The 24,442-nt window shown below is 64.4% G+C and carries 25 protein-coding genes; 10 read left to right on the top strand and 15 right to left on the bottom strand.

Translation table 11 applies throughout. From position 1 onward, the window contains the following. Positions 1-59: 59 nt before the first annotated feature. From C493_RS08935 to C493_RS08920, 4 genes are all read right to left on the bottom strand, one after another. A complete protein-coding gene (locus C493_RS08935) occupies positions 60-896 on the bottom strand; it encodes a hypothetical protein (protein WP_007259105.1) in 837 nt (278 codons plus the stop codon). Between the two features lie 106 nt (positions 897-1,002). Then, positions 1,003-1,785: a YihY/virulence factor BrkB family protein gene (locus tag C493_RS08930; RefSeq protein ID WP_007259104.1), complete on the bottom strand. Its 783-nt coding sequence runs from the start codon at positions 1,783-1,785 to the stop codon at positions 1,003-1,005. 130 nt (positions 1,786-1,915) lie between these two features. Beyond that, on the bottom strand, positions 1,916-2,719 hold the full coding sequence (locus tag C493_RS08925; protein WP_007259103.1) for a CAP domain-containing protein: 804 nt from the start codon (positions 2,717-2,719) through the stop codon (positions 1,916-1,918). 78 nt (positions 2,720-2,797) lie between these two features. Continuing rightward, complete coding sequence (locus C493_RS08920) at positions 2,798-3,097, bottom strand: lycopene cyclase domain-containing protein (protein WP_007259102.1); 300 nt, start codon at positions 3,095-3,097, stop codon at positions 2,798-2,800. A gap of 104 nt (positions 3,098-3,201) precedes the next feature. Between C493_RS08920 and C493_RS08915 the strand changes: the two genes are divergently transcribed. Next, entirely contained in the window at positions 3,202-4,359 is a 1,158-nt protein-coding gene (locus C493_RS08915) for a CBS domain-containing protein (protein WP_007259101.1), read from the top strand. A 126-nt stretch (positions 4,360-4,485) separates the two neighbouring features. Here C493_RS08915 and radB read toward each other — a convergent pair whose 3' ends face one another. Further along, a complete protein-coding gene (radB, locus tag C493_RS08910) occupies positions 4,486-5,193 on the bottom strand; it encodes a DNA repair and recombination protein RadB (RefSeq protein WP_007259100.1) in 708 nt (235 codons plus the stop codon). Positions 5,194-5,324: 131 nt separating this feature from the next. Beyond that, entirely contained in the window at positions 5,325-5,477 is a 153-nt protein-coding gene (locus C493_RS23030; RefSeq protein ID WP_007259099.1) for a hypothetical protein, read from the bottom strand. Positions 5,478-5,632: 155 nt separating this feature from the next. Here C493_RS23030 and C493_RS08905 point away from each other — a divergent pair, with 155 nt between their 5' ends. Continuing rightward, positions 5,633-6,418: a hypothetical protein gene (locus C493_RS08905; RefSeq protein ID WP_007259098.1), complete on the top strand. Its 786-nt coding sequence runs from the start codon at positions 5,633-5,635 to the stop codon at positions 6,416-6,418. A gap of 222 nt (positions 6,419-6,640) precedes the next feature. Here C493_RS08905 and C493_RS08900 read toward each other — a convergent pair whose 3' ends face one another. Further along, positions 6,641-8,089: a hypothetical protein gene (locus C493_RS08900; protein WP_007259097.1), complete on the bottom strand. Its 1,449-nt coding sequence runs from the start codon at positions 8,087-8,089 to the stop codon at positions 6,641-6,643. Between the two features lie 574 nt (positions 8,090-8,663). Here C493_RS08900 and C493_RS08895 point away from each other — a divergent pair. Genes C493_RS08895 through C493_RS08885 form a run of 3 tightly spaced genes read left to right on the top strand, consistent with a single transcriptional unit; the run spans position 8,664 to position 9,646 of the window. Beyond that, positions 8,664-8,981, top strand: coding sequence for a hypothetical protein (locus C493_RS08895; protein WP_086009960.1), 318 nt, complete (start codon positions 8,664-8,666; stop codon positions 8,979-8,981). A gap of 8 nt (positions 8,982-8,989) precedes the next feature. Continuing rightward, positions 8,990-9,322, top strand: a complete 333-nt coding sequence (locus C493_RS08890; protein ID WP_082681733.1) for a hypothetical protein — start codon at positions 8,990-8,992, stop codon at positions 9,320-9,322. A 3-nt stretch (positions 9,323-9,325) separates the two neighbouring features. Next, entirely contained in the window at positions 9,326-9,646 is a 321-nt protein-coding gene (locus C493_RS08885; protein ID WP_007259094.1) for a hypothetical protein, read from the top strand. Between the two features lie 25 nt (positions 9,647-9,671). Here the strand turns inward: C493_RS08885 and larC are convergent, their stop codons facing one another. After that, entirely contained in the window at positions 9,672-11,039 is a 1,368-nt protein-coding gene (gene larC / locus C493_RS08880) for a nickel pincer cofactor biosynthesis protein LarC (RefSeq protein ID WP_049889240.1), read from the bottom strand. Positions 11,040-11,402: 363 nt separating this feature from the next. On the opposite strand from larC, the gene C493_RS08875 reads away from it, so the two are divergent. Beyond that, positions 11,403-13,634, top strand: coding sequence for a CDC48 family AAA ATPase (locus tag C493_RS08875; protein ID WP_007259092.1), 2,232 nt, complete (start codon positions 11,403-11,405; stop codon positions 13,632-13,634). 335 nt (positions 13,635-13,969) lie between these two features. Beyond that, a complete protein-coding gene (locus C493_RS08870) occupies positions 13,970-14,284 on the top strand; it encodes a hypothetical protein (RefSeq protein ID WP_007259091.1) in 315 nt (104 codons plus the stop codon). A 72-nt stretch (positions 14,285-14,356) separates the two neighbouring features. Here C493_RS08870 and C493_RS08865 read toward each other — a convergent pair whose 3' ends face one another. From C493_RS08865 to C493_RS08835, 7 genes are all read right to left on the bottom strand, one after another. After that, on the bottom strand, positions 14,357-15,283 hold the full coding sequence (locus tag C493_RS08865; RefSeq protein ID WP_007259090.1) for a DMT family transporter: 927 nt from the start codon (positions 15,281-15,283) through the stop codon (positions 14,357-14,359). 150 nt (positions 15,284-15,433) lie between these two features. After that, positions 15,434-15,799: a DUF7344 domain-containing protein gene (locus C493_RS08860; protein ID WP_007259089.1), complete on the bottom strand. Its 366-nt coding sequence runs from the start codon at positions 15,797-15,799 to the stop codon at positions 15,434-15,436. 192 nt (positions 15,800-15,991) lie between these two features. Further along, complete coding sequence (locus C493_RS08855; RefSeq protein WP_007259088.1) at positions 15,992-17,599, bottom strand: ABC transporter ATP-binding protein; 1,608 nt, start codon at positions 17,597-17,599, stop codon at positions 15,992-15,994. Beyond that, complete coding sequence (locus tag C493_RS08850) at positions 17,596-18,873, bottom strand: ABC transporter ATP-binding protein (RefSeq protein ID WP_049889239.1); 1,278 nt, start codon at positions 18,871-18,873, stop codon at positions 17,596-17,598. The genes C493_RS08855 and C493_RS08850 overlap by 4 nt, the downstream gene beginning before the upstream one ends. Before the next feature lies 1 nt (position 18,874). Beyond that, complete coding sequence (locus C493_RS08845; RefSeq protein ID WP_007259086.1) at positions 18,875-19,882, bottom strand: ABC transporter permease; 1,008 nt, start codon at positions 19,880-19,882, stop codon at positions 18,875-18,877. Beyond that, positions 19,879-20,868, bottom strand: coding sequence for an ABC transporter permease (locus C493_RS08840; protein WP_049889238.1), 990 nt, complete (start codon positions 20,866-20,868; stop codon positions 19,879-19,881). The genes C493_RS08845 and C493_RS08840 overlap by 4 nt, the downstream gene beginning before the upstream one ends. Positions 20,869-20,980: 112 nt before the next feature. Continuing rightward, the gene (locus C493_RS08835) at positions 20,981-22,600 is read right to left on the bottom strand and encodes an ABC transporter substrate-binding protein (protein ID WP_007259084.1); all 1,620 of its coding nucleotides are present in this window, start codon (positions 22,598-22,600) and stop codon (positions 20,981-20,983) included. Positions 22,601-22,754: 154 nt separating this feature from the next. Here C493_RS08835 and C493_RS08830 point away from each other — a divergent pair, with 154 nt between their 5' ends. The 3 genes from C493_RS08830 to C493_RS08820 all read left to right on the top strand — a co-directional run bounded on the left by C493_RS08830 (position 22,755) and on the right by C493_RS08820 (position 24,417). After that, the gene (locus C493_RS08830; RefSeq protein WP_007259083.1) at positions 22,755-23,399 is read left to right on the top strand and encodes a ribonuclease H family protein; all 645 of its coding nucleotides are present in this window, start codon (positions 22,755-22,757) and stop codon (positions 23,397-23,399) included. Between the two features lie 85 nt (positions 23,400-23,484). Then, on the top strand, positions 23,485-23,964 hold the full coding sequence (locus tag C493_RS08825) for a DUF2240 family protein (RefSeq protein ID WP_007259082.1): 480 nt from the start codon (positions 23,485-23,487) through the stop codon (positions 23,962-23,964). Positions 23,965-24,024: 60 nt separating this feature from the next. Continuing rightward, positions 24,025-24,417 carry a hypothetical protein gene (locus C493_RS08820; protein WP_007259081.1) on the top strand — a complete coding sequence of 131 codons (393 nt, stop codon included), beginning with the start codon at positions 24,025-24,027 and terminating at the stop codon, positions 24,415-24,417. Positions 24,418-24,442 lie beyond the last annotated feature (25 nt).

Genomic DNA, 24,442 nt, shown 5'->3' with positions numbered 1-24,442 from the left:
AAGCCTCGAGAATCACGGTCAATCCGTGTTGTTGTCGAAATCTTCGAGCCGTACCCGTTCTACCCGCCGAAAAAGCGCTTGATCCGACCGAGCAGCCCCGGCGAGTCGGCGTCGGTCTCGTCCTCGTCCGAGTCGTCGCCAGCGCCCGCGTCGGCGTCAGCGCCGATCGACCCCGCCAGCGGGCCGGCGTCGTCGCCGACCCCCGTGCTACCGTCGGGACCGCTGCTCGATTGTGTTGCCTCGAGGTCGTCCATCGAGAGCTCGATCTCGTCGACCTCGGGCGTCGACTCGCGGCCCGTGCCGGCCTCGGCGGCCCGAACGTCGGCGCCGGTGACGGCGCCGTCTTCGACGCGCGCGGCGAGGTCCTCGAGGGAGGCGTCGTCGTCCACGTCGGGGAGCGACGACGCGGCGTCGTCGATTGTCGGGGTCGTGTCGCCGTCCCTGATACCCTCGCTATTCTCGCCACCGTCTCCGTCGCTGCCCCCGACACCGACCCCGTCGCTACCATCGTCACTGTCGGCGTTGGTCTCGGCGTCGTCCAGGCCGTCGCTCGAGGGCACGTCGCGCTCGTCGAACTCGGTCGTCACGCCGTCGGTGTCGGCTGACGGTTCGGCGCCGGATTCGGCGTCGGCACCGGTCTCCGAATTCGACCGCGATCGTGTCTGTGCCCGTGGTTGCGAATCGTCCGCACCCGAATCCGCGTTCGCTTCGGCCGCGGCCTTCGTCTCCCCCAGCGAGTCGAGAATGTCGTCGACGCTCTGCTCGGAGACGACGCGTCGGGGCCCGCCACCCGGTTCGGATGGACCACTCGAGTCGCCGGTGTCGGCGTCGGCGTCAGTCGCGTCCGTCGACTCGCCGGCGCCCGGCGCGGTTTGGTTCGAAGACTCGTCGCTCATTGTGGAGGGCTGGCCGTGCCGAGAACATAATCTTTCTCCAATGTGTGCAGGCTACGGTCGTGGGGCGGGTAACGAGAGCAGCGAGCAACTGGTCGCACGGGTCCCCCTACTCGGCCAGCGACTCGGCCGAGAGAACGACGTTGAGTACCGCGCCGAAGCAGATGAGCATCCCGGCGAAGTAGAGCCAGGTGACGAACAGAATAACGGCGCCGACGGCGCCGTAGGCCTCGTACTGACCGGCGTTGGCGGCGTAGATCTGGAAGCCGATCTGCAGCACGGTCCAGCCGACGGCAGCGAACGCAGCGCCGGGGAGGATCTCGGCGACGGTGACCGGAATCGGCGGCAACACGTAGTAAATCGGCAGGAAGACGAGAACGAGGCCGATCAACAGCGTGATCCAGCTCAGGAGGCCGGCGAACGGAACGACGTCGGCAGCGAGTCCGAGAATCGTCCCGACGACGACCATCAGCACGATCGCCACCACGCCGGCGACGATGACGACGACGCCGTTTCGAAGCTCGCCGACGAGCGTCGTTTCGGCGACCTCGTCGTAGACCTTGTCGAAGGCGAGGCTGAGGCCGCGAAAGACCTTCAGCGCGCCCCACGCCGAGACGGCGAGTGCGACGGCGGTCGCCTGCGTTCGCCCTGATTCGGTCGTCAGCGCCTCGGCGACGAGGTCTTCGCCGGCTTCCGGCAGGAAATCGCCGGCGACCAGCACCAACCGTTCGGCGACGTCTTCGCCGCCGAGCAGGGAGCCGACGACGAGCGCGAGCAACACCAGCGGGATCAGCGAGACGAACGCGTAGTAGGCGAAGGCGGCCGCCAGAAAGGAGATATCACGGTCGCTCGCCGTTCGGTAGACCGAGACGAGCGTCTCGCGAGCGTCCATACGATCACGCACACGAGCCTCGCCTAAATGGCTATCAATTTCTCTCATCGTCTGGATACCGAACCAGTCGTGAACCGAGCACGGTTTCGGACTCGAGTCGTCGAACCGAGCGTCAGCGTCGAACCGAGCGTCAGAACAGCCCCGTTCGCTCCTGACAGAAATTGTGCGACGCGTAGACCGAACCGTCGTCGGTGAGGTAGACGCCGACGCCGCCGCGATCCCAGTCGGGAACGCTGCCTTCCTCGAGGATCGCCTCGCGGTGTGACGTCGAGTTCATCCACTGGTTGACGAGCCCCTCCGCGAGTTCTTCCGCGGTCTGATAGTGGACGGTGCCGTCCGACGCCGAGTCCTGGACGGTCCGGTCGACGTAGGTCAGAGCGATGTTCTCGCCGTACCCCCGGCAGTAGTCGTCGACGTCCTGGAATCGCTCCATCGGGGCGTCGCCCTCCTGGTTGACGTGATCGAAGTAGTCCTGCTCGGCCATGTCGCCACTGTGGGCTCGAGCGACCGACGCGACCGTGCCGTCCCACTCGAGGGCCTCGAGGTCGTCGTCGTGGTCGGCCCGGCGGTCGTTGACTTCGGCGTGGACGAACTCCTCGACCGTCTCGGAGTCGATCGTCTCGACGTCGGTCTCGTACCTCGAGGCGCCGGGATCGTCTGGATCGGTGACGTTCGGCTCGCGGTCGCCGACCGACGGCGACTCGGAACTCGGGGGCGGACTCGAGCCGCCGTCGATGCCGCCCGGTCCTTCGAATCCGTCGCCGTCGATGCCGGCGTCTTCGAGGATCGACGGGGCGATCATCGCGGTGCCGAACGCGAGGACGCCGATCAGGGCGACGATGGTGAGCAGACGCAAGAGCGACCGCAACACGGCACGATCGGTACGGTCGGTACGATCGTCGCGCGCTGCGGCGCTGGAGCGGCGGTCGTCCATCGTCCCGACGAACGGGCGTGAGAAATAAGACGCTCGTGGTCGATTGCAGCAGCTGACACCCCTCAAATCGGCTGATACTCACTCTCCAAAGATAGTTTCGTGAAAGCCAATGACGAGTCCGGGGACGACCGCCATGAAGAGGTGTTCCTCGAGCGGGATGCCCGCGATTTCGATGCCGGTCCGGAGTTTGATATCGAAGACGCCGACGGCGAGGGTGTAGCGGTCCCAGACGTAGGCGATCGGGTACAGCGCGAGGATCGTGACGGCGGCCTTTCGAAGGGCGCCGGCCCGATGGAGGAGAACGGCGGCGACGGTGCCCCAGAACAGTTCGGTGAGGAGGTACGTGTATCGCCCGAAGACGCTGATGTCGGGTCGCATATCGCGCGATACCACGCCCGCACCCTAAAGGCCGCCCCTGCACCCACCCGGCTAAAACGTGCGGTATGTTCAAAAGCCCGGCCGCAGTATACAGCCATAGAAGGATGAATATCGCTGATATCGCCACCAAGGAGTTCATCGAAGTCGACGTCGGTCAGCGCATGGGGAAGGTCCGTTCTACGTTCGAGGACGGTAACCCGAAGGGAATTATCGTCATGGACGACGGGGAGTACGAGGGCGTCATCAGCGAGCGGGAGGTCCTCCAGTCCCACGTCGAGGACGACGCCAAGGTGTCGGCGCTGATCAAACCCAGTCGGAGCTCGCCGGCCCCGAAGATCGATCGCGACGAGGACGTCCGCGAGACCGCACGAATGCTCATCGAGAGCAACGCGAAGGTCGCGCCGGTCTTCGAACACGGCGATCTCTGGGGAGTCATCAGCGACGACGCGATCCTCGAGGCCGTCCTCGAGAACCTCGATACGCTCACCGTCGAGGACGTCTACTCGGACGATCCCGTCACGGTGCAGGAAGACGACGGGATCGGGCGGGTGATCAACAAGCTTCGCGAGAACGGTATCTCCCGTCTCCCGGTCTTGAACGAGAACGGCTACCTCACGGGTGTCGTCACCACGCACGACATCGCGGACTTCGTCATCCGCGAGAACGAGCGGATGACCACCGGCGACCGCGTCGGCGACAACGAGCGGATGCTCGACGTGCCCGTCTACGACATCATGAACAGCCCCGTCGAGACGACGACGCTCGGGGCCACGGCCCAGGACGCCGTCGAGCAGATGCTCGACCTCGACTACGCCGGGCTGATGGTCACGCCCGAGGACGACGACCGCGTCGTCATCGGCGTCGTCACCAAAACCGACGTGCTGCGGGCGCTGACGTTTACCGAAGAAGAGCACATGGACGTCCAGATTACCAACATCTCGATGCTCGATACGATCACCCGGGAGTCGATCGTCGAGAGCATCCAGAGCGTCTCCGATAAGTACCAGGACATGCAGGTGATGCACGCTCACGTCCGGTTCAAAGAACACCAGGAGAAACTCCGCGGAACGCCGCTGGTTCACTGCCAGATCCGCCTCCGGACGAACAAAGGCCAGGTCGCCGGCACCGGCGAGGGCTACGGCGCCGAGAACGCCTTCCGCGTCGCCGTCGACAAACTCGAGCGCAACGTCTTAGAGGTCAAGGGCGTCACCAGCGACGAGGAGTACCGCGGCCAGCTCCTGCGGAAGCTGAACGAACTGTAGCGAGCGTCGCCGTCCGTTTTCGTTTCACCCGTACTGCGTCGTCTCATTCGGATTGCTGTACCGATGTCCCGGCGCAACCGCCGCCCGGGTCGCGGTTGCGCCGGAACTGACGTACAGTAAATCGTCTCAGGGTCTCGGCCCGTCTTCGCCCCCCTCGAGCCCGCGGTCCGTGATCCGGAACTGGACCGAGTCCCCGGCCGGCTTCGAGCGGTGTTTCTCGAGGGTCGCCCGACGGTTGCCGCCACGAAAGCGCTCGAGGCGGAGCACGACGCCGGTCCAGTGCTCCAGGGTATTGCCGCCGAGCGCGCGCGTGCGGTCGGCGTCCGGATCCGAGAACACCTGGTTCGTCAGGACGACCGCGAGGTCGTGTTTGCGGGCCAGCGAGAGCAGGTGGGTCACCTGCCGGGTGACGCGTCGCAGGGCTTCGCCGCCGTCGGAGTCGCCCGTTCGCTCGAGGCGATAGAAGCCGGTCGCGCTGTCGAGGACGATCAGATCCGCCCGTTCGGCGAACTCCTCGGCGTCGCGGACGGCTTCGGCCTGTTCCTCGAAGTCGAGCGCGTCCTCGATGACGATTCGAGAGGCGACGGCCTCGACGTCGTCCTCCTCGACGCGAGCCGAGAGCAGTTGTTGAAAGCGGTCGACCGAGACGCCCTCGGTGTCGATGTAGACCGCGGTACCGCCGCCGACGGCCGCCTCGACGGCCGCCGAGAGCGCGAGGTTCGTCTTGCCGGCCGCCGGCGGACCGTACAGCTGCGTGACGGTCCCGCGGTCGAACCCCCCGCCGAGTAACTCGTCGACCGGGCTACAGCCGGTCGGGATCGCCTCGTCGTTCACGCTCGGAGTTGGCAGGTTGCGGGCAAAAAGGCCCCGGAACCGGTTCGGACGGTCGAAGCGGGCCGGCGAGACCGAGTCTCTGGTGAGCGTCTACCCTGGGTTCAGCTATCGATTTTCAGCGTGACTCCCGCTCAGCTGGAGGGCTGGACGCCGATCCCGGTCGTTCCGACCCGGCCGCAGGTCGGACAGTCGTAGTAGGTTTCGGGGCCTCGAGTCACCGTTTCGGCCCGCTCTATTTCGTCGCTCCCGCAGAAGGGACAGTACTCGATCTCGCGCGGAATCATCGATACCGGAGACTTCCCGATCGACCGCCGTATAGCTTGAGTCGATTTCGGGCGCTGAGTGACGACGGTTTCGGACGCCGAGTCACGACGAGTGCCCGAGCGACGTCCTGCGAGTTCGCGTACCGTTTATTCCGCCCGGGAACGAACGTCGACGCGTGATCGTCGTCGCCACGTCAGACTTCGAGGTGTACCACGGCGTCGTCAACGAGCTTCGCGACCGGGGAACGGAGTTTACCACCGTCGAACCCGACGCGACGCTTCCCGAACGAACCGCGGTCGTCGTTACCGACGCCGACCACGCCGACGACTTCGCGAGCGCGACGACGATCGTCGCCGATCCCGACGCCCCCCGACGAGCGGTCGATCAGGCGCTGGCGGCCGTCCGCGGCGACGGCGGCCGAACTGTCATCGGCGTCGATCCGGGACACAAACCCGGCATCGCCGTTCTCGCGGGCGAGATGATCGTCGCCGCGTTTCAGGTCCCGCTCACGGACGCCGTCGAGGCGATCCAGCGCGAGGCCGACGAAGCCGCGAACCCGGTGGTTCGGATCGGCGACGGCTCCCGACTCGAGGGCGCGACGCTGGTCAACGACCTCGAGGACGTCACGGTCGAACTCGTCGACGAGACGGGGACGACGCCCTATCTGGGCACGGGCTCTCGAGGGATGGGCGACGTGCTCGCGGCCGTAAACATCGCCCGACTCGAGGGCGAGGTCGTCGACTCCCGCGACATCGAGCCGACCGCGGGCGAGTTACAGGTGATCAAGGACCGCTCGCGCGAGCGAAGCGAGAAAAATCGGGCCATCGACGAGGTGCTGGCTCGCCGCGTCGCGGCGGGAGAGTTGACGATCGACGAGGCGCTGTCGGCGCATCGAAACGACGGGTCGACGGACGAAGACGACGGCGCGACACGACAGCGTCGAAACGACGATCCGGAGTAGTTCGGTCCACTCGTGGGTCGTGGTCGTTGGTACTGTGCTCTCGACGTAGTGGTTCGTCCACTGTACGAATTCACGAGCGTATCAATCCACGGAGAATCTATCCACGGACGCAGTCCGTTGTCGAGTGCGCGCTGAACTGACGCTACTTCTTGACCCACACCTAATCGACGATGCGACCGTCACCGCGGACGAAGAGAAAAAGCGATCGGTTATGAAACAGCGTTACGCATCGATCCAGACGTTCGTCGCCGCGACGGCGCTGATCTGGACGTTCTCGTTCTCCTGCATGGAGACCTGCGTCGCGCTCGCGTCGCCGCCGTCTTCGGCGATGGCGATCGCGGAGTGCTGTTCGTTGACGTTGTTCTGGGTCACGAACTGCGACTGCTCGAGTGCGGCCGTCGCATCCTGGGTCACGTCGCTGGTCTGCTCGGCGTTCGTGTCGTAGTCGTAGGAGACGCCCGGTGCGTCCTCGAGGTCGTCGCCGCCGATAGTGACGGTCGTACTCGACGTCATGGCCTCGCTGTCGAAGTCGAGGCTCGGTCCTGCGTAGACGTTGAGCGCGGCAGCGGAGCCGATCTGGGCGTTGTAGTTGTGCTGGTGGGCCAGCTGGACCGCGCTGGCCTCGCTGCCGTTGTCGGCGAGTGCGACCGCGCTGTTTTGCAGGTTGACGTTGAGCTGTTCGACGGACTGCTCCTGGTCGACGCTCGAGGTCGCCGTCTGCCCCTCGTCCTTGTCGTCTTTCTTGTCGTCGCTCGGCACCTGCGTCTCGACGGTGCTGCTCTCGACGTCGTCGCCCGCGGTTGCGACGTTCATGCCGGGCATGCCGGCGTAGACGTTCGCGGCTTCGGCGGCGCCGAGTTGCTCGTTGACGTTCGTCTGGTCGGTGACCTGAATCGCCGTTGCGACCGAGTCCTCGCCGACGGCGATGGCGACCGCTGCACCCTGTTCGTTGACGTTCGTCTGTTCGACGACCTGCTCCTGTCCGAGGAAGGCGCTCGCGCTCTGTTCGACGTAGTCGCCGCCGCCGGCGTAGACGTTGGTCGACTCGGCGGCACCTTCCTGGCGGTTCTCGTTGTACTGGTCGGTTTGCTGGATGGCCGTCGCCTCGCTGCCGTTGTTCGCGATCGCGAGGGCCGTGCTCTGTTCGTTGACGTTCGCCTGTGCGACGTCCTGACTCTGCGTCACGACGGCTTCGGCCGACTGCGTCACCGTCTCTTTGTCGCCTTTCTCGTCGGTGACGCCCCAGCCGTCGTACTGCTGGCTGTCGCCGTTGCCGACGATGAGGTAGACGTTACCGACGTCCTCGAACTGCGTCTCGTAGGCGGTCGCGACTTCGTTTTCTGCGGAGACCGTTCCGGTCTGATCGTTGGCGTTGAGCTGGTTCGACTCCTGGACAGCGGTCGCTTCACCGCCATCGATCGAGATCGAGACCGCATCCCCTTGCTCGTTGATGTTGACCTGATCGACGTCCTGGTGTTGGACGACTTCGGCGTTGCTCTCTTGCTCGATGTCACCGTGTGCGTGGGCCTCGATGAATTCATCGAGTGACTGGTCCTCGAGGTCGGCACCGAACGCCAGGTAGAGGTCCTCGCCGTTCTCGAGCGCGTGGACTGAGTCTGCCTGGACGTCGTCGGCGCCGCCGGCCATCGCCGCTGGCGCGCCGGCGAGCATTGATATGGAAACGATACAGGCCACTAAGAGTGTCGTATAGCGTGATCGTCTGCTGGCTGTGTCTGTCATGTATCTCTGATTTCGTGTGCTGACTGTGTTTGTTGTTGAACGGTTCAACGCGAACGACTCTATCTCGATTATCACCTTTGTTATCAACAGGTTGAATGAAGTATGAAAGCGGCTACTCAGCGGAATGCAGCCACTTCGGGAGAGAAATCACCTACTACCATGCCCAGGGAGGCTTGAAAGCCTCGCCCGAGTGCGTCGACCGGCTGGCCTGTTTGAGATATTGTTTTGTTGCCAAAACAACAACTGGATAGAACAAGATAAGGTCCTCTCTCTCGGATAGTTTTCCGTTATACCTCAATAAATAATCTGGCTAGTGCTGATAGGGGGTCCCTCAACCAGCCTAGTGCCGTAATTCGGTATGAAACGGATTCATGGGTTGAAATGGGCAACCAGTGACAGGAACGACCGGGCAAGACGCCGCGGAGATGATGAGCTACTGGCGGGGCGACGACACAGTGTGGGTCGTCCGTGGCGTTCGTGGGTGCCCACACGCGAATATCAAACCATGAACCGTGCACTCTCGATGCTACTGACGATTGCAATGGTCGGCAGCCTCATGTTTATGGGGTTTGCCGGAACAGCAGCTGCAGCGGACCACAAAGACGACGGACAGTCGAACACCGCGATAGTTGACCAGACACAGAAGGTTGAACAGGGCGCCTCCGCTTCCAGTGACGGCAGCGTCGCGCTAGCGTTTGGCGACGATGCCACTGCTAACACTGGTAATTCGGTCGAACAAACCAGCGAGAACACCCAGGACGCGACTGTTGACCAGGATAACACCAACATCGCGGACTCCATCTTCCTGGACCTCGGCATCTAGGTGATACGATGAATCGTACACTCTCAGTACTGTTGACCGTCGCATTGGTCGGTAGCCTCGTGTTTATGGGGTTTGCCGGAACAGCAGCAGCGAGCGATCAGTCGAACCACGCCGAACTCGATCAGGATCAGTCAACCACTCAAGTCGCCGAAGCGTCGAGCGACGATAGCTTCGCGATAGCGCTCGATTTCGACGACAACGATAACGACAACGACGATGGTCCCGTCGCTAACACCGGCAACTCGGTGACCCAGAACGCCACGAACGAACAGACCGGAGAAGTCACCCAAACTAACGAGAACGTCGAAGACTCGCTGTTCCTCGACTTCGGAGGGATCTAAGCGATGAATCGAGCGTTCTCGATGCTGTTGACAGTTGCGCTGGTCGGTAGCCTCATGTTCATGGGGTTCGCCGGAACGGCCGCCGCTGGCGTGGCCGACAACGGTGACGAGCAGTCGAACACTGCCGGCGTGAGCCAGAGCCAAACCGTCACGCAAGAAGCAACGTCCTCGAGCGACGGGAGCTTCGCGGTAGCCGTCGGTGACGATGCCGAGGCCAACACCGGGAGCTCCGTAACGCAGGACACCACGAATACGCAGAACACAACGGTCGAGCAAACGAACACTAACTTCGAGGACCTGTTCGTCCTCGGTGTCGGCACCTAACGGGGCCGCTCCCACGGATTTTTTATCAGACTTGGCGTTCGTTACCCGCAAACGAATCAGCGACACTCGTTTCTGCTCGCTGGAGAACCTCGCGAACCGGAAGGGCCGTCGACCGAGCCACCGCCAGCGCGTCGTCGTACTCCGCGCTCACGTCGTAGACCACGCCGTCGCTGTCGCTGGCGACTTTCACCGTCACCTCGTAGGTGTCGCCCTCGAGGTCCAGTTCGACGGTCTCGAACTCCCGGCGGGCGATCCAGCGACGCGTCGTTCCCGTATCGCGAACGCCCAGCGTTCCCGTCTCCTCGATCAGCGCTCGAGCCACCCGTTCTCGATCCGCGGGCTTGCAGATCACCTTCACGAGGTGGCCCGGCCGGGACTTCTTCATCGTGGCCGGGAGAATCGAAACGTCACGCGCGCCCGCGTGTGAGAGCGTTTCCTGCAGGCTGCCGAGCACCTCCGGCGTGGCGTCGTCGAGGTTCGTCTCGAGGACGGCGATATCGTCTGTCGCGAGCGCGCTGCGGTCGCCATCGTCGCCGACCAGCACTCGGAGGACGTTCGGGTGGGGATCGAGGTCGTAGCCGCCGGCCCCGTAGCCGGAGCACTCGAGGGAGAGCGACGGCAGGGATTCCGCGCCGTCCGCGAAGTGCCCGAGAACGGCCGCACCCGTCGGCGTCAGCAGTTCGGCGTCGACGGGGCCGCCGCGAAGCGACCAGTCGGCGCGTTCGGCGATCTCGACGACCGCCGGCGTCGGAACGGGGTACTCGCCGTGGCTCATCGAGACCGATCCGCCGCCGGTCGACAGCGGCGTGGTGACGATCTCGTCGGGCTCGAGGTCGTGGATCAGCAGGGCGGCTCCGACGACGTCGGCGATGGCGTCGTCGGCGCCGACCTCGTGGAAGTGAATGTCCTCGAGTGACTTGCCGTGGACGCTCGCCTCGGCCTCGCCGAGCAGGTCGAAAATAGCGAGCGCGTCGGCTTCGACGGGCGGCTCGAGGGCCATCGATTCGACGATGTCGCGGACCTCGAGGTAGCTGCGGTGGGGGCCGTGGCCCTCGGCGTGGACGGCGTCTGCATTGGGGTCGCGGCCGTGATCGTGGTCATGGTCATGGTCGTGATCGTGATCGTGGTCGTGGTCGTGGCTGTGGTCGTCGTGGCCGTGACCGTGCGGACTGTCTCGGGCGTGACGATAGTCACGTGCGTCGCCACCAGTCAGGAAGACGTCGACCGTCGTCGCCGAGATGCCGCTCTTGACCGTCTCGTCGATTCGGTACTCCACCTCGAGGGCGTCGGTGACGGGCTCGAGGGCGTCGGGGTCGGCGCCGGCATCGAGCAGGGCGGCGAGGATCATGTCGCCGCTGGCACCCATCCGGCCGTCGAACGCGAGTGTACGCATGACCGTACGGACGGGCGGTTCTCACTGAAGGGTTTCGACCGAGCGAGTGCCTCGAGCGGTGGGATCGGCTCGAATTGTCGCTCGGTCTAGTCCCGTTCCAACCGTCGACTGATGGGACGAATCGGATCACACCACGTGATTCGCCCCATCAGTTCAGGCTTGGACCGCCACTAGCGCCGCCGGCCGAGTATCGATTCTGAGATTCGGTGTCGGTACCACCAAAACCGACCGATGCCGGTACAGCTATGTGTCCGCCTCACGGAGATTGATGTGGTAGCACCTAGCACAGGTAACGATGAGGGCTAGCAAAAAAACTATCCGCTCACGTAGCGGAGTGACAGACATCGCCGTCCATTCCGAATCATGAACGAAGTTCAACTGGAGGTTGCGAAGGCATACCCGAACGACTCGGGTCGTGGTATCGCCCGACTCGACCCGGACACGCTGTTGCATCTGAAGCTGAGTCCGGGCGACATCATCGAAATCGAAGGCGCGGACACCACCGCCGCGAAGGTCTGGCGGGCCGACCGGCAGGACTGGAACACGGATACGGTCCGCATCGACGGTTTCACCCGACAGAACGCCGACGTGGGGATCGGCGAGCGGGTAACGATCAGGAAAGCCGAGGCCACGAAGGCCGATTCGCTCACCCTGGCGCCGCCGGAGGAGGCGTCGGTTCAGTTCGGTTCCGACGCCGCCGGCATGGTCAAACGCCAGATTCTCAAGCGGCCGGTCGTCGGACGCGACATCGTCCCCGTCATGTCCTCGACGAACCATCCCTTCATGCGCTCGCCGGGACAGGCGATCCCCCTGATCGCCGTCGAAACCGAGCCTGAGGGCGTCGTTCTCGTCACCGAGGACACCGACGTCGAACTGCGCGAGGAGCCGATCAGCGGCTTCGAAAAGACCGGCGGCGGAATTACGTACGAAGACATCGGCGGCCTTCAAGGCGAGATCCAGCGGGTCCGCGAGATGGTCGAACTGCCGATGAAACACCCCCAGATCTTCAAGAAACTGGGGATCGAGCCCCCACAGGGCGTCTTGCTCCACGGCCCGCCGGGCACCGGGAAGACGCTACTCGCCAAGGCGGTCGCCAACGAGACCTCCGCGAGTTTCTTCTCTATCGCGGGGCCGGAGATCATCTCGAAGTACTACGGCGAGTCCGAACAACAACTCAGGGAGATCTTCGAGGACGCAAGCGAGGAGTCGCCGGCGATCATCTTCATCGACGAACTCGACTCCATCGCCCCCAAACGCGAGGACGTCACCGGCGAGGTCGAACGCCGCGTCGTCGCCCAGTTGCTGACCATGATGGACGGCCTCGAGGCCCGGGGGCAGGTCATCGTCATCGCGGCGACGAACCGCGTCGATTCCGTCGACCCTGCGCTCCGACGTCCCGGCCGCTTCGACCGCGAGATCGAGATCGGCGTGCCGGACGAGGTCGGCCGCGAGGAGATCCTGCAGATTCACACCCGCGGGATGCCCCTCTCCGACGACGTCGATCTCTCCCACCTGGCCGACGAGACCCACGGCTTCGTCGGCGCTGACATCGAGAGCCTGACGAAAGAGGCCGCGATGAAGGCCCTGCGACGGTACCTCCCCGAGATCGATCTCGACGAGGAGGACATCCCGCCGAGCCTGATCGATCGGATGATCGTCAAGCGCGAGGACTTCCGTGGCGCTCTGAACGAGGTCGAACCGTCGGCGATGCGGGAGGTCCTCGTCGAACTGCCGAAGATCTCCTGGGACGACGTCGGCGGCCTCCACACCGCCAAAGAGCAGGTCCAGGAGTCCGTCGAGTGGCCGCTGAACAATCCCGAGCGGTTCGACCGGCTCGGCGTCGACCCGCCGGCCGGCGTCTTGCTGTACGGACCGCCGGGGACCGGGAAGACGTTGATGGCGAAAGCCGTCGCCAACGAGACCAACGCGAACTTCATCTCGGTGCGTGGCCCGCAACTGCTCAGCAAGTGGGTCGGCGAGTCCGAGAAGGCCATCCGTCAGACCTTCCGCAAGGCACGGCAGGTCTCGCCGACGGTGATATTCTTCGACGAACTCGACGCGCTCGCACCGGGTCGCGGCGGCGAGACCGGCTCGAACGTCTCCGAGCGGGTCGTCAACCAGCTGCTGACCGAACTGGACGGGCTCGAGGAGATGGAGAACGTGATGGTCATCGGCGCCACGAACCGACCGGACATGATCGACCCCGCACTGTTGCGCTCGGGTCGATTCGACCGGCTCGTCATGATCGGCGAACCCGACGTCGAGGGTCGCGAACGGATCCTCGATATCCACACGCAGGATACGCCGCTGGCCGCGGACGTCACGCTGCGCGAGATCGCCGAGATCACGGACGGCTACGTCGGCAGCGACCTCGAGTCGATCGCCCGCGAGGCGGCCATCGAAGCCCTCCGTGAGGACCACGAGGCCGACGTCGTCGAGATGCGCCACTTCCGGCAGGCGATGGAGAACGTCCGGCCGACGATCACCGACGACATCCTGGACTACTACGAGCAGATCGAAGAGGAGTTCCAGGGCGGTGGCTCGGGCGGCCCCGGTCCGACGGGCCGTCGCGACAGCCGGATCGGCTTCCAGTAACGCTCGCACTTCGCTCGCAACCCTCCAGTTTCCTTTCCGTTTTCGCATCGGTCGTTCGGAGCTAATCCGTAACTCGACACACCGGTTATCCGTCCCGAACTCGTTCGGTGCCAACGACTCGAATCCCCAGATTGAACGCGCCGTAAGATGTGGTTAGCAACGGTACCAGGCACTTGACTCGCCGTTCTCTCTCGAGCAATCGGCAGTATGCTCGAGTGAATCGATCGTCGCGTCGTTCGCCGAGCTAGAATCCGACATAACTCGCCCCATCTGTTCGAAACGCTCGAGCCACTATATGTAGTGGCGGTCGAACGTATCTTCCAGACTTCGAACCGATGTCGAATCCATCTCCCGCTGGTGAGCAGACCAAGGGCGATCAGCACGACGAAGCGCCTCCCGAACCGCCCGCCGAACAGCGAGAGCGCGACGTCGGACTCGGGTACACGCTCGAGCAGGTCCTGCCCCAGCACGCGGCGGGAATTCGCAAGACCGGATTCTGGGGAGCGATCGTGTTGCCGATCGCGTATCTGCCGCTTCTAGCCTACGGGCTCTCCTCGTCGTTCCTGCTCGTCGTCTTCCTCGTCCTCGTCACGGTCCACCTCCTCGCGCTGTACGTGGGTCACGCACACCGTCGAGACGACCGGACGTAACGGTCGGCGGTCGGCGATCGACGATCGACGACCAGCGTTTTCCGTTCGGACGGATCGACGCCGCAGACCGAATCAATCGCTCGAGAGTCGACGCCAGCCGTGGCGCAGTTCGCGCGACAGCGCCCGGCGTTTGACGAGGACGAAGCCGACGGCGATGAGGGCGAAGCCGACGACGGTTGCCGCGTCGATCACCTCGCCGAGATAGAGCCAGCCCGTGATCGCGGTAAACACCGGCGCGACGTACGAGACCATGTTGATCTCGACGGCGCCCAGCCGCTCGAGCAGGTCGAAGTAGAGCAGAAAGCCGATCGCGCTCGCACCGAGTGCCAGGTAGGCGAGCGCGCCGACGGCCTCGGGGTGGATCCACGCCGACGGCTCGAGCGGTTCGCCGAGCGCGATGCTGACGACGTGGAGGAGCGCCGCCCCGCCGAGCATCGACCACGCTTCGAGCGTTTCGATCGGCAGCGAGGCCTCGAGGGTCCGCGTGAGGACGCTCCCGAGCGCGAACGCGACGGCGGCACAGAAGACGAGCAAGATGGCGACGCTGTCGGTCGCCAACAGATTCGACGGATCGGGGCGGGCGATGACGGCGACGCCGGCCAATCCGACGAGCAATCCGGCCACGCCTACCGGAGAGAGCGCGTCGGCGGGGAGCAACGCTCGCGCAAACCCGGTCGTGAGGACGGGCGAGAGGCTCACGACGATGGCTGCCGCGGCCGCCGTCGCGTGTTGCTGGCCGACGAAGAGAAACGCGTGGTAGGCGGCGATCAACAGCGTGGCGCCGACGGCGACCAGCAGCAACTCGCCGCGGTCTCGCGGCCGCCAGCGGTCGACGGTGGCGACGGCGTACGCGAGCATGAGTACGCCCGCGACGTCGTAGCGCAGGGCGGCGAACAGGACGGGCGGGAAGTACTCGAGGCCGGCCCTGATCGCGACGAACGCCGATCCCCAGAGGGCCGCGAGGACGAGAAACAGCCCGACGTTCCGAAAGCGGGTCACAGCGACGTGTTCGCCGGCGAGACCCTGCGTCTTTCGATTTGCCGGCGAGACGGCGCGCTATGTGGAACGAATCAGCCGAGAAGCGAGAACGGGAACAGCCCCGATGTGCGGACGACGCGATCAGCGGACGAAACTATCGATGACTCGCGCTCACAGCGACGGAAGCTTGCGAATTTCGGATTCTTCTTCGGTCTGCCTGAACTGCTCTAACAGCGGCTTGATATCCTCGAATCCGTCGTCGAGCACGATGTCGCCGCTTCGGAGATCGTACTCGATGATACCGTAGTCCTGAAGCCGCGGCAGGTGGTTGTGTACTAGCGAGACGTAGACGCGCTGGCGAACCTCCTTGTCGATCTCGATCGGGTGAGCGTCGTGCTCCCAGGCGGCGATCTGAGTGACGACGTCCTCGAGGTTCGCGTCGCGGCGCTCGGCGAGTTGATAGAGCAAGAACCGCCGTTCGGACTCGGAAAGCAGCGAGCAGGCGTCCGCCATCCGGGCTGCGGTCGCGTCGGTCATATCCCAGTCAAGGAACCTGCCGATATTACACCTGCTGCCAATACAGATTGGCCAACTCGAGCGGACAGTCACGGCTCTAGATACCCGAATTCGACCGATAGTGGCGTATTCTTCAGTGGTACCACCGAGAATACTACCGGGTGATGAACGCGATCACGGTGACGGTCGTATTCGGTGGCGAGTACGAAGTGGTCAGGGGTCCGAACGCGGCGTCTCGGTTCGTTCGCTCGCCTCCCCGTACAGGTGACAGGCGACCGGATGATGACCGTTCCCGAGGTGCGGCTGTTTCCGTTCGCAGACGCTCTCGTAGTGCTCCCGAAGACGCGCCGCGGCGGCGTCCCAATCTTCGGTAGCCAGTTCGGCGAGAGCCGTCTCGACGATTTCGTCGTGGCGCGCCGGAAGGTCGCGCTCGAGCAACCGATCTTTCAACGCCGCGACAAACGCCGGGCGCTTCTCGTCCGAAACGCCGTCTTCGAGGTCGAACTGTCCGTCGTCGCCGACCGACTCGAGCGAGACGTCGCGTCGCTCGACGCGTTCGCGCAGGCTCATCAGGTCGCGGTAGGTCTCCTGTTCGATCTCGAGGTCCTCGGGTGGAATCACCTTCGGACACCGCGTCCGGAACCGACAGCCGCTGGGCGGGTCCCGCGGCGAGGGAACGTCGCCGCTCAGGGTCTCCCGGTCGCGGTCGCGCTCGTCGGTTGAGGCGCGGGGGACGCTCTCGAGCAACGCGTTCGTGTAGGGATGTTTCGGGTCCTCGAACAGGTCGTCGACGGGGCCGACCTCGACGATTTCGCCGAGGTACATCACGGCGACGCGGTCACAGACGTGGCGGATGACCGAGAGGTCGTGACTGATCAGCAGGTAGGTGAGGTCGAACTCGGCTTGCAGGTCGTCGAGCAAGTTCAACACCTGGGCCTGCACCGAGACGTCGAGCGCCGAGGTTGGCTCGTCGAGGACGACGAACTCCGGTTCCAGTGCCAGCGCGCGGGCGATGCCGATCCGCTGGCGCTGCCCGCCGGAGAACTCGTGGGGGTACCGATCGAGCTGGTCGGCCGAGAGTCCGACGCGCTCTACGAGATCGGTCACGCGGTCCCGTCGAAGCTGCGCCGTCGAGCGGTCGACGGAGACGCGAACGACGATTCCGTCGTCGCGGTCGACCGCGACGGCGAGGTCCTCCTCGACTTCGGCGACGACGCCGCTCGCGAGGTCGACGGACCGGCCGTCCGCGTCGACGTCGGCCGCGCTTTCGTCGTCGATCGCTCGCACCGTCACGTGAGCCGTCGCGACGCCGTCGACCGGATCGACGACCGTGTCGATGTCGTCGGCCGCGGTGGCGGTGACGATGTCCCTCGAGATGCCGTCGGTTCGGACGTCGACTGTCGTCTCGACGTCGCCGTCGGTCCACGGCCAGTCGTGAATCGAGAGCGGTTGGGTGACGATGTCGCCGATCGTCATCCGCGGGTCGAGACTCGAGAACGGGTCCTGAAAGACCACCTGCGCGCTGCGCCGGAAGTCGGTCAGATCGTCGCCCGAGAGGTCGTAGACGTTCTCGCCCTCGAACTCGACGCGGCCGTCGGTCGGATCCTGGAGTCCCAGCAGCGTCTCGCCGGTCGTCGACTTGCCACAGCCGGACTCGCCGACCAGCCCGAGCGTCTCGCCCTCGCGAATGTCGAAGCTCACGCCGTCGACGGCCCGCACCGGGACTGGATCGTCACCGAACAGGCGGTCGAGCAGCGAGTCGTTCTCCCAGAAGTACTTCTGGAGGCCGTCGACGCGAACGAGGGGGTCGTCGGCGCTCACTGGTGTTCACCTCCGGTAGTCTCGGCCGGCGGATGTTGCCGGTCCTCGTCGAGCGTCTCGTCGCGCTCGTCCGGACCGACGTGCTTGTCGCCGGCGGGACGGTCCGCCTCGTCGAAGTACCCGTCGGCCAGCGCCCTCGCTTCGTCGTACTCCGTCCGGGTGAGCACGCAGCGAGCGGCGTGGTGATCGCTGCCGCGAGCCGAATGCTCCGATGGATGCTCGAGACACGCCTCCATGGCCTTCGGACAGCGGTCGGCGAAGTGACAGCGACGGTTCATCTCGTGGTCGAGCAGGCTCGGGACGTTCCCCGGAATCGGCTGGAGGCGGTCGCTCGCCCCCTCGAGATCGGGAACGGAGCCGAGGAGTCCCCGGGTGTACGGATGGACGTGATCGTCGAAGACGTCCTCGAGGGTCCCCCGTTCGACGATTTCACCGGCGTACATCACGCCGACGCGATCGCACATCCGGGCGACGACGCCGAGGTTATGGGTGATCAGGAGGATCGTCATTCCCAGTTCCTCCTGCAGATCGTCGAGCAGATCCAGAATCTGGGCCTGGATCGTCACGTCGAGGGCCGTCGTCGGCTCGTCGGCGACCAGCACGTCCGGCTCGCCGGCGAGCGCTTGCGCGATCATCGCCCGCTGGAGCATCCCGCCGGAGTACTCGTGGGGATACTCGTCGGCGCGCTCGACGGGGTCGGGGATGCCGACTAACTCGAGCAGTTCGATCGCGCGCTCGCGACTGGCCGGCGTGACGTACCGTTTCGACGGGAGGATGGTCCCGAGAGCCAGCGAGGTCAGCGTGTACTCCTTCGAGCGGGCTCGCGTCGACCGCGGGTTCGCGCTCGCGCGGCGCTGAACCTCCACGGCCTCCGCGATCTGCTCGCCGACGGTGATCGTCGGGTTGAAGCTGCTCTGTGGATCCTGGAAGATCATGCTGAAGTTCGATCCGCGGAGCGAGCGTCGGACCGACGACGAGACGCCGCGGAGATCGACCCACGCACCGTCGACCGCATCCGGGTTGTCGTCCCGGATTCCGTCGGCGAACTCCTGGTTTCGATACAAGATCCGGCCGTCGGTGATCTCGCCGGGTGACTCGATCAGATCGATGATCGAGCGAGCGGTGACGCTCTTTCCGCTCCCGCTCTCGCCGACGATACCGTACGTGTCGCCGCGCTCGATGGCGATATCGACGCCGTCTACTGCGTTCACCTGCCCTTCGTCGGTGAAGAACCTGGTCTTCAGCCCCTCGACTCGAAGAATCTCTTCAGTCATGTCAGCCAGCACCTCCGCCGCCTTCGCCCTCGATGTTCGGGTCGAGAGCATCCCGTAGCCAGTCGCCGATCAGGTTGACGCCGATCACGGCGAGGACGATGCCAATTCCCGGAATGGTGGCAATCCACCACTGGTTGGGCAGATAATCGTACCCGCGCTGAATCTCGTACCCCCACGAGAGCGTCGTTCCCGAGAATCCGAGATACGAGAGCGAACTCTCGAGGAGGATAATCGCCGCCACCTGGATCGTCGCGAGCACGATGATCGGCGTGAGACTGTTCGGTAGGACGTGCCTTCGCATGATCGTGGCGTGGCTCGCACCGAGCGACCGCGCCGCTTTGACGTACTCTTCGTTGCGTATCGCCATCGCCTCGCCGCGGGCGACGCGTGCGAACCAGACCCAGGTAACGAGCGCGACCACCACCACGACCATCCCCGGGAACGTCGCTGTTTCGGGCATTCCATCGGCAAACCCTGCCAGTACGATCGGATCGGGAATGCCGATCGTTCCGCGGCCGAACGCGCCCATCAACGCCAGTGCGAGGACGAGCGACGGGAACGCCAGCATGACGTCCGCAACCCGCATGAGACCGTCGTCGACGCGGCCACCGAAGTAGCCCGCTACCAGTCCGACGGGAACGCCCATCGCAGTCGCGAGAAGGGTCCCGGAGAGACCGACGAGCAGCGACGTCCGGGCGCCGTAGAGGAACCGGGAGTAGATATCCTGTCCGATATCGTTCGTCCCGAGGAGGTGTTCGCTGGTTCCGTCGACGGAGTGGTACGTGATGTCACCGTCCTCGAACATCGGTACTTCGTCGGAGAGACCATACGGCGGGTACGAAGCGCCAGCGTCGTTGGTGTGGCCCTGCTCGTGGGGGTTGTGCGTCGCTAACACCGGCGCGAACAGTCCCATGAGCAGGATCGAAAGGAGGAGCACGACCCCCAGTTTCGCGAGCACGCTCTGTCGAAACTCGCTCGTCAGATTTGCCTTGATTCGATCGGAAATCATTCGTCACTCACCTGCGGATTCAGCCGCGCGTAGAGCGCGTCGACGAAGATGTTGATCACCACGAACGCGACCGCGATGAACAGGACGATACCCTGGACGACCGGCCAGTCACCGTTTCTGAGCGCCGTGATGAACGTCTGGCCTAATCCGGGCCAGTTGAACACCTCTTCGGTAATCACCGCGCCGCCCATCAACGTTCCGAGCTGGAGCCCCAGCACCGTGATAATCGGGATCAGCGTGTTCCGAAGGACGTGTTTGTACCGGACCAGCGTTTTCGGCAGCCCCTTCGCTTCCGTCGCCGTCACGTACGGTTTCCCGAGTTCGTCGACCATGCCGCTTCGGGTCAGCCGCGTGATCAGCGCCGTGAAGTACGTTCCGAGCGTGATCGCCGGCAGGATGATATAGGTGAACCACTCGAAGAGGTGGCCGACGTATCCGTACCGGAAGATCGAGTACACCGCCTCGTGGAACGCGATTCCGCGGCCCGACGTGGGAATGAAGCCGACCTGCGTGGCCACGATCAGGATCAGCATGATCCCGAGCCAGAAGTTCGGGGTGCTGATCCCGATGAGCGATCCAAACGTTGCGCCGTAATCCGCTGGTTGATTGCGGCGCGTCGCGCTGACGACGCCCAGTGGAATCGCGATAACGAGCGCGACGACCGTCGCCGCCACGGCGAGTTCGACGGTCGCCGCGAAGTGTTGGGCGACGATATCCGAGACCGCTCGTCGCTGGTTGTACGAATAGCCCAGGCTCCCCGTCAGCAGATCACCCAGATAGTCGAAATACTGGACGTATATCGGTTGATCGAGCCCGAGATCCTGTTCGATCTGATCTCGCGTCGCCTGGTCGGGAACCTGTCCCGCGATCAGATTTACCGGATCGCCCGGGGAGAGCGCCCGCAAAGCGAAGGTGATGGTGACTACACCCCACACGACGAACACTCCCTGAAGGAGCCGTCGTACGAAGAATTTTCCAGAAGACATTCAACTCACGTATCGCAGTTACGTCGTTCTCCTCTGTCGATTACGAGTGTCATCGTCTCTCACGTTCGAATCTCGCGTTCAAAGTTAAGTTAGTTCCGTGTCTCTCCGGAGGTTAGCTCATCTCCCAGACGAAAACGCTCTCGTCCTCGCGGGGCTCCCACTCGATGTCGGCGTCGATCCCGTAGACGTTCTCCTGTTGATGGAGGAACACCCAGGGCGCTTTCTCTCGTGCGAGTTCGTTGAGATCCTGGAGCATTTCCTCTCGGGTCTCGGGATCCTCTTCGACCTGTGACTCCTCGAGCGCGGTCTGAAGCTCATCGTCGCGGATGTTCTGGACGCCGCCGTCGTCGTGGAAGAAGCCGAACATGCCGTAGTCCGCGTCGCCGGTGATCACGCCCCATCCGATGAGGAAGAACGGAATGTCGTCCGTGTCGGGCCCGGTGGAGTTCGCATCGGAGACCACGTCGAACGGGACGGCCTCGAAGTCACACTCGACGTTGGGGAGTTCGTCGATCTGGCTGGCCGCGCGTTCGCCGACCTGTGTGTCATTTAAGTATCGCCCTTCGGGCGCAGTAAGCGTGATTTCGGCTGGATCGTCCTCGGTGTAGCCGGCGTCCTCGACGAGCGACTCCGCCTCGTCCAGGTCGTGGTCGTACGGCTCGAGATCTGGGTTGTGACCGTTGACTTCGGGTGGCGTCGGCTGTGACATCGGTGATCCCAGCCCGTTGAGGATCTCGTCGATGATATTCTCGTTATCGACGGCGTAGTTCATCGCCTGCCGGAACTCCTGGCTGTCGAACGGTTCGATCTCGCTTTTCATCGCGAGGAAGATGTTGCGGAACGAGACCACCCGCTCGACTCGATAGTCGTCCTCTTCGTCGACGTTTCCGACCTGATTGGGCTGGATGTTGTCGATGAAGTTCGTTTCGTCGGCTAACAGCGAGTTCACGCGACCGCCGTCGTCGGATTCGCCTTCGAAGATAACCTCGTTGACGTTCGGCACCTCGCCCCAGTAATCGTCGAACGGTTCCATGACGATTTGGTTCTGTCCAGGGTTGTACTCGACGACCTGGAGCGGACCGGTGCCGTTGAAGGCCTCCTCGTCGTCTCCGGAGATGACGCCGTCGACCGTCGGGGCGTCGTTTTCGAACCACCCCTGGCTGACCGCCCGGAGGTAGTTGCCGAACTCGAATTCGGCGAGCTGTGGCGCACCGGCGTACGACAGCTCGAGGGTCGTGTCGTCGATCGCTTCGGCGCCTTCGATGGAGCCGAGCCCCGCAACCTGATCCGAGGCCGGCGGGACGTCGCCATCGATCTGGCGCTCGAGGGTAAACGCGATGTCGTCGGCAGTCAGCTCCTGTCCCTGGTGGAACACGACGTCGTCGCGGATCGAGAGTTCGACCGTCCGCTCGTCTTCGTCGTGTTCCCAGTCTTCGACGATGCGTCCCTCGGGTTCTTCGCCCGGCGTAACGTCGAAGAGGGGTTCGTAAACGTGGTCGTAGACGTTGAAGTACGGTCCCGTAATGTGGTCGTTCGGGTCCTCGACGTCCGGGAACTCGCCCTGCGTGATCGTCAGCGTATCCAGGTCGAGTTCGTCGCCGTTATCATCGTCGTCGCCGTCGGGATCGCTGAGACAGCCGGCAAGCGCACCGAGCCCTGCCGTCGCTCCCGCCCCACCAGTAAGCCGTAGGAGCGTTCGTCGATCGATCCGTCCGCTGGTAACACCCTTCATACCACATAGAAAATAATCCAGTATGTTATAAAACTAGTGGATCACATTTTCCATGCGAACACCAATCTAAAGGATGTAAACCATTCTGGCCAGTAATGTGTTGGTTGTTATCACGGACAGAATAGTTAAGTTGGACAATCACTTAGTCGGCCGTATGGCCGCTCACGGCCGGTCCGCACTGCGGGATCTGTTCGACGAGTCGCCCACCCCACACATCGCTCATCCCCCGCGAACTCATCATCGGGACTTCTACGTCGCTACCGACGGGTCCTTTCGGGAGTCGGGCGGTGGACTGGGCGCCGTGATCGAAACGCGCGACGGGACGCGCGTCGCCCGCGTCGCGACTACAGACACGCCGCCGGACAACAACGTTGCCGAGTACCGGGCGCTGCACCTCGGGCTCGACGTACTGGCAGCCCGCGCACCGCGAGACGCCCGCGTCGGGGTCCTCATCGACCACGACGCGCTCGCCAGCAACGTCAACAGCACCATTCTCGCGGCGAACCACCCGGACGGAACGCCGCCTCGCCCCGTCTCGATCCCGCAAGCGTCGCGGTATCACTGGCGCGGCATTCAGGCCCGGCTCAGCGGCTTCGGCGCCGTCAGAGCCGCGCGGATCGACAGCAGCCAGAATCCGGCCCACCCGCTCGCGAACGAACCCGAGCGCTACCGCCACGTCAACCGCGAAGCCCCACGGTGTGTCCTTCCCGAGCGGCCGGAGCCGGACCCGACCCCCGCGGAGTTCCCGCCGCCGTCTCGAGCCGACCGAAACGGCGGTAGCGGCCGCGCCTCGGACTGACGCTGGTCCGGGCGTCGGTTTCGTGGACCCCCGACGGCGAGCGAACCGCCACCGTTATCTCGCCGTCGTCGGTCATCCACATTCGATGAGCCTCCGCGTCGCCGTCGCCGCCCCGTTCATCCAGAGTGGAACCCGCCAGCTACAGGAAAACGAGTTCGTCGTCGCGCTCTCGCTCGACCGGGACTGGTTCTCGCCCGACCAGGCGAAACGCCTGATCGACGTCGCGACCCGCGAGGGGCTCCTCGAGCGGTCCGACGGCGCCCTGGCGGCGACGTTCGACCCGGCCGACGTGACGGTTCCCGAGGAGTTCGTCCCGGACGAAGACCTCTTGCGGGAGCGGTCGGCGTTCGAACGGGTGCTCGACGCGCTCGTCGCGGAGGGTATGGAGAAACACGAGGCGGTCGGCGCGATCAACGCGTTGCAGGGCGAACTCGGCGTCACGATCGAGACGGCCGCGGTCGTCTACGCCCGCCGGCAGGGACTCGAGGTGGACGACCTCGCTCCCGTCGCTCGCTCGGCGATCGTCGACGGCGACGGCGACGGCGACGACGGTAACCCGGCGTAGTCCGCCTTCTGACGCGGTCCGAGTCGAAGCGCGTTAGGCCCCGGCGACTCGAGTGAGCGTATGGTCGAATCTCGGATCACCGACGGTCGACGGATCGCCGAACTGCTGGCCTCGGAACTCGACGGCCGCGAGGACGGCGGCCTCGCGTCGATCGCCGTCACGAACGCCGACCGCGACGTCGAGCCGACCGTCGACGGCTCGCGCGCGTACGATGTACAATACGATGGTGACGTCGTCGCGCAGGTGTTCGTCCACGAGGAACGCGCCCGACTCGAGGTCACCGCCGCGGAAGACGTCGCCGCGGAGACCGCAGCGGACGGCGAGTTGCGCGTTCGTCCGACGGCGACCGAGCCGCCACGGACGCTCGTTTTCGTCGAGAGCGGTGCCGCGGTCAAACGGGCCTCGGACGTCGTCGCAGCCGTCGCTCGGTCGCTCGAGGCGCGGACGGACTGACCCGATCGGTGAAAAGCGAACGCAG

It is taken from the genome of Natronolimnohabitans innermongolicus JCM 12255 (genome assembly GCF_000337215.1).
GTDB lineage: Archaea > Halobacteriota > Halobacteria > Halobacteriales > Natrialbaceae > Natronolimnohabitans > Natronolimnohabitans innermongolicus.
Note: the sequence above shows the minus strand (reverse complement) of the source record. Positions and strands in the feature narration are given on the sequence as shown.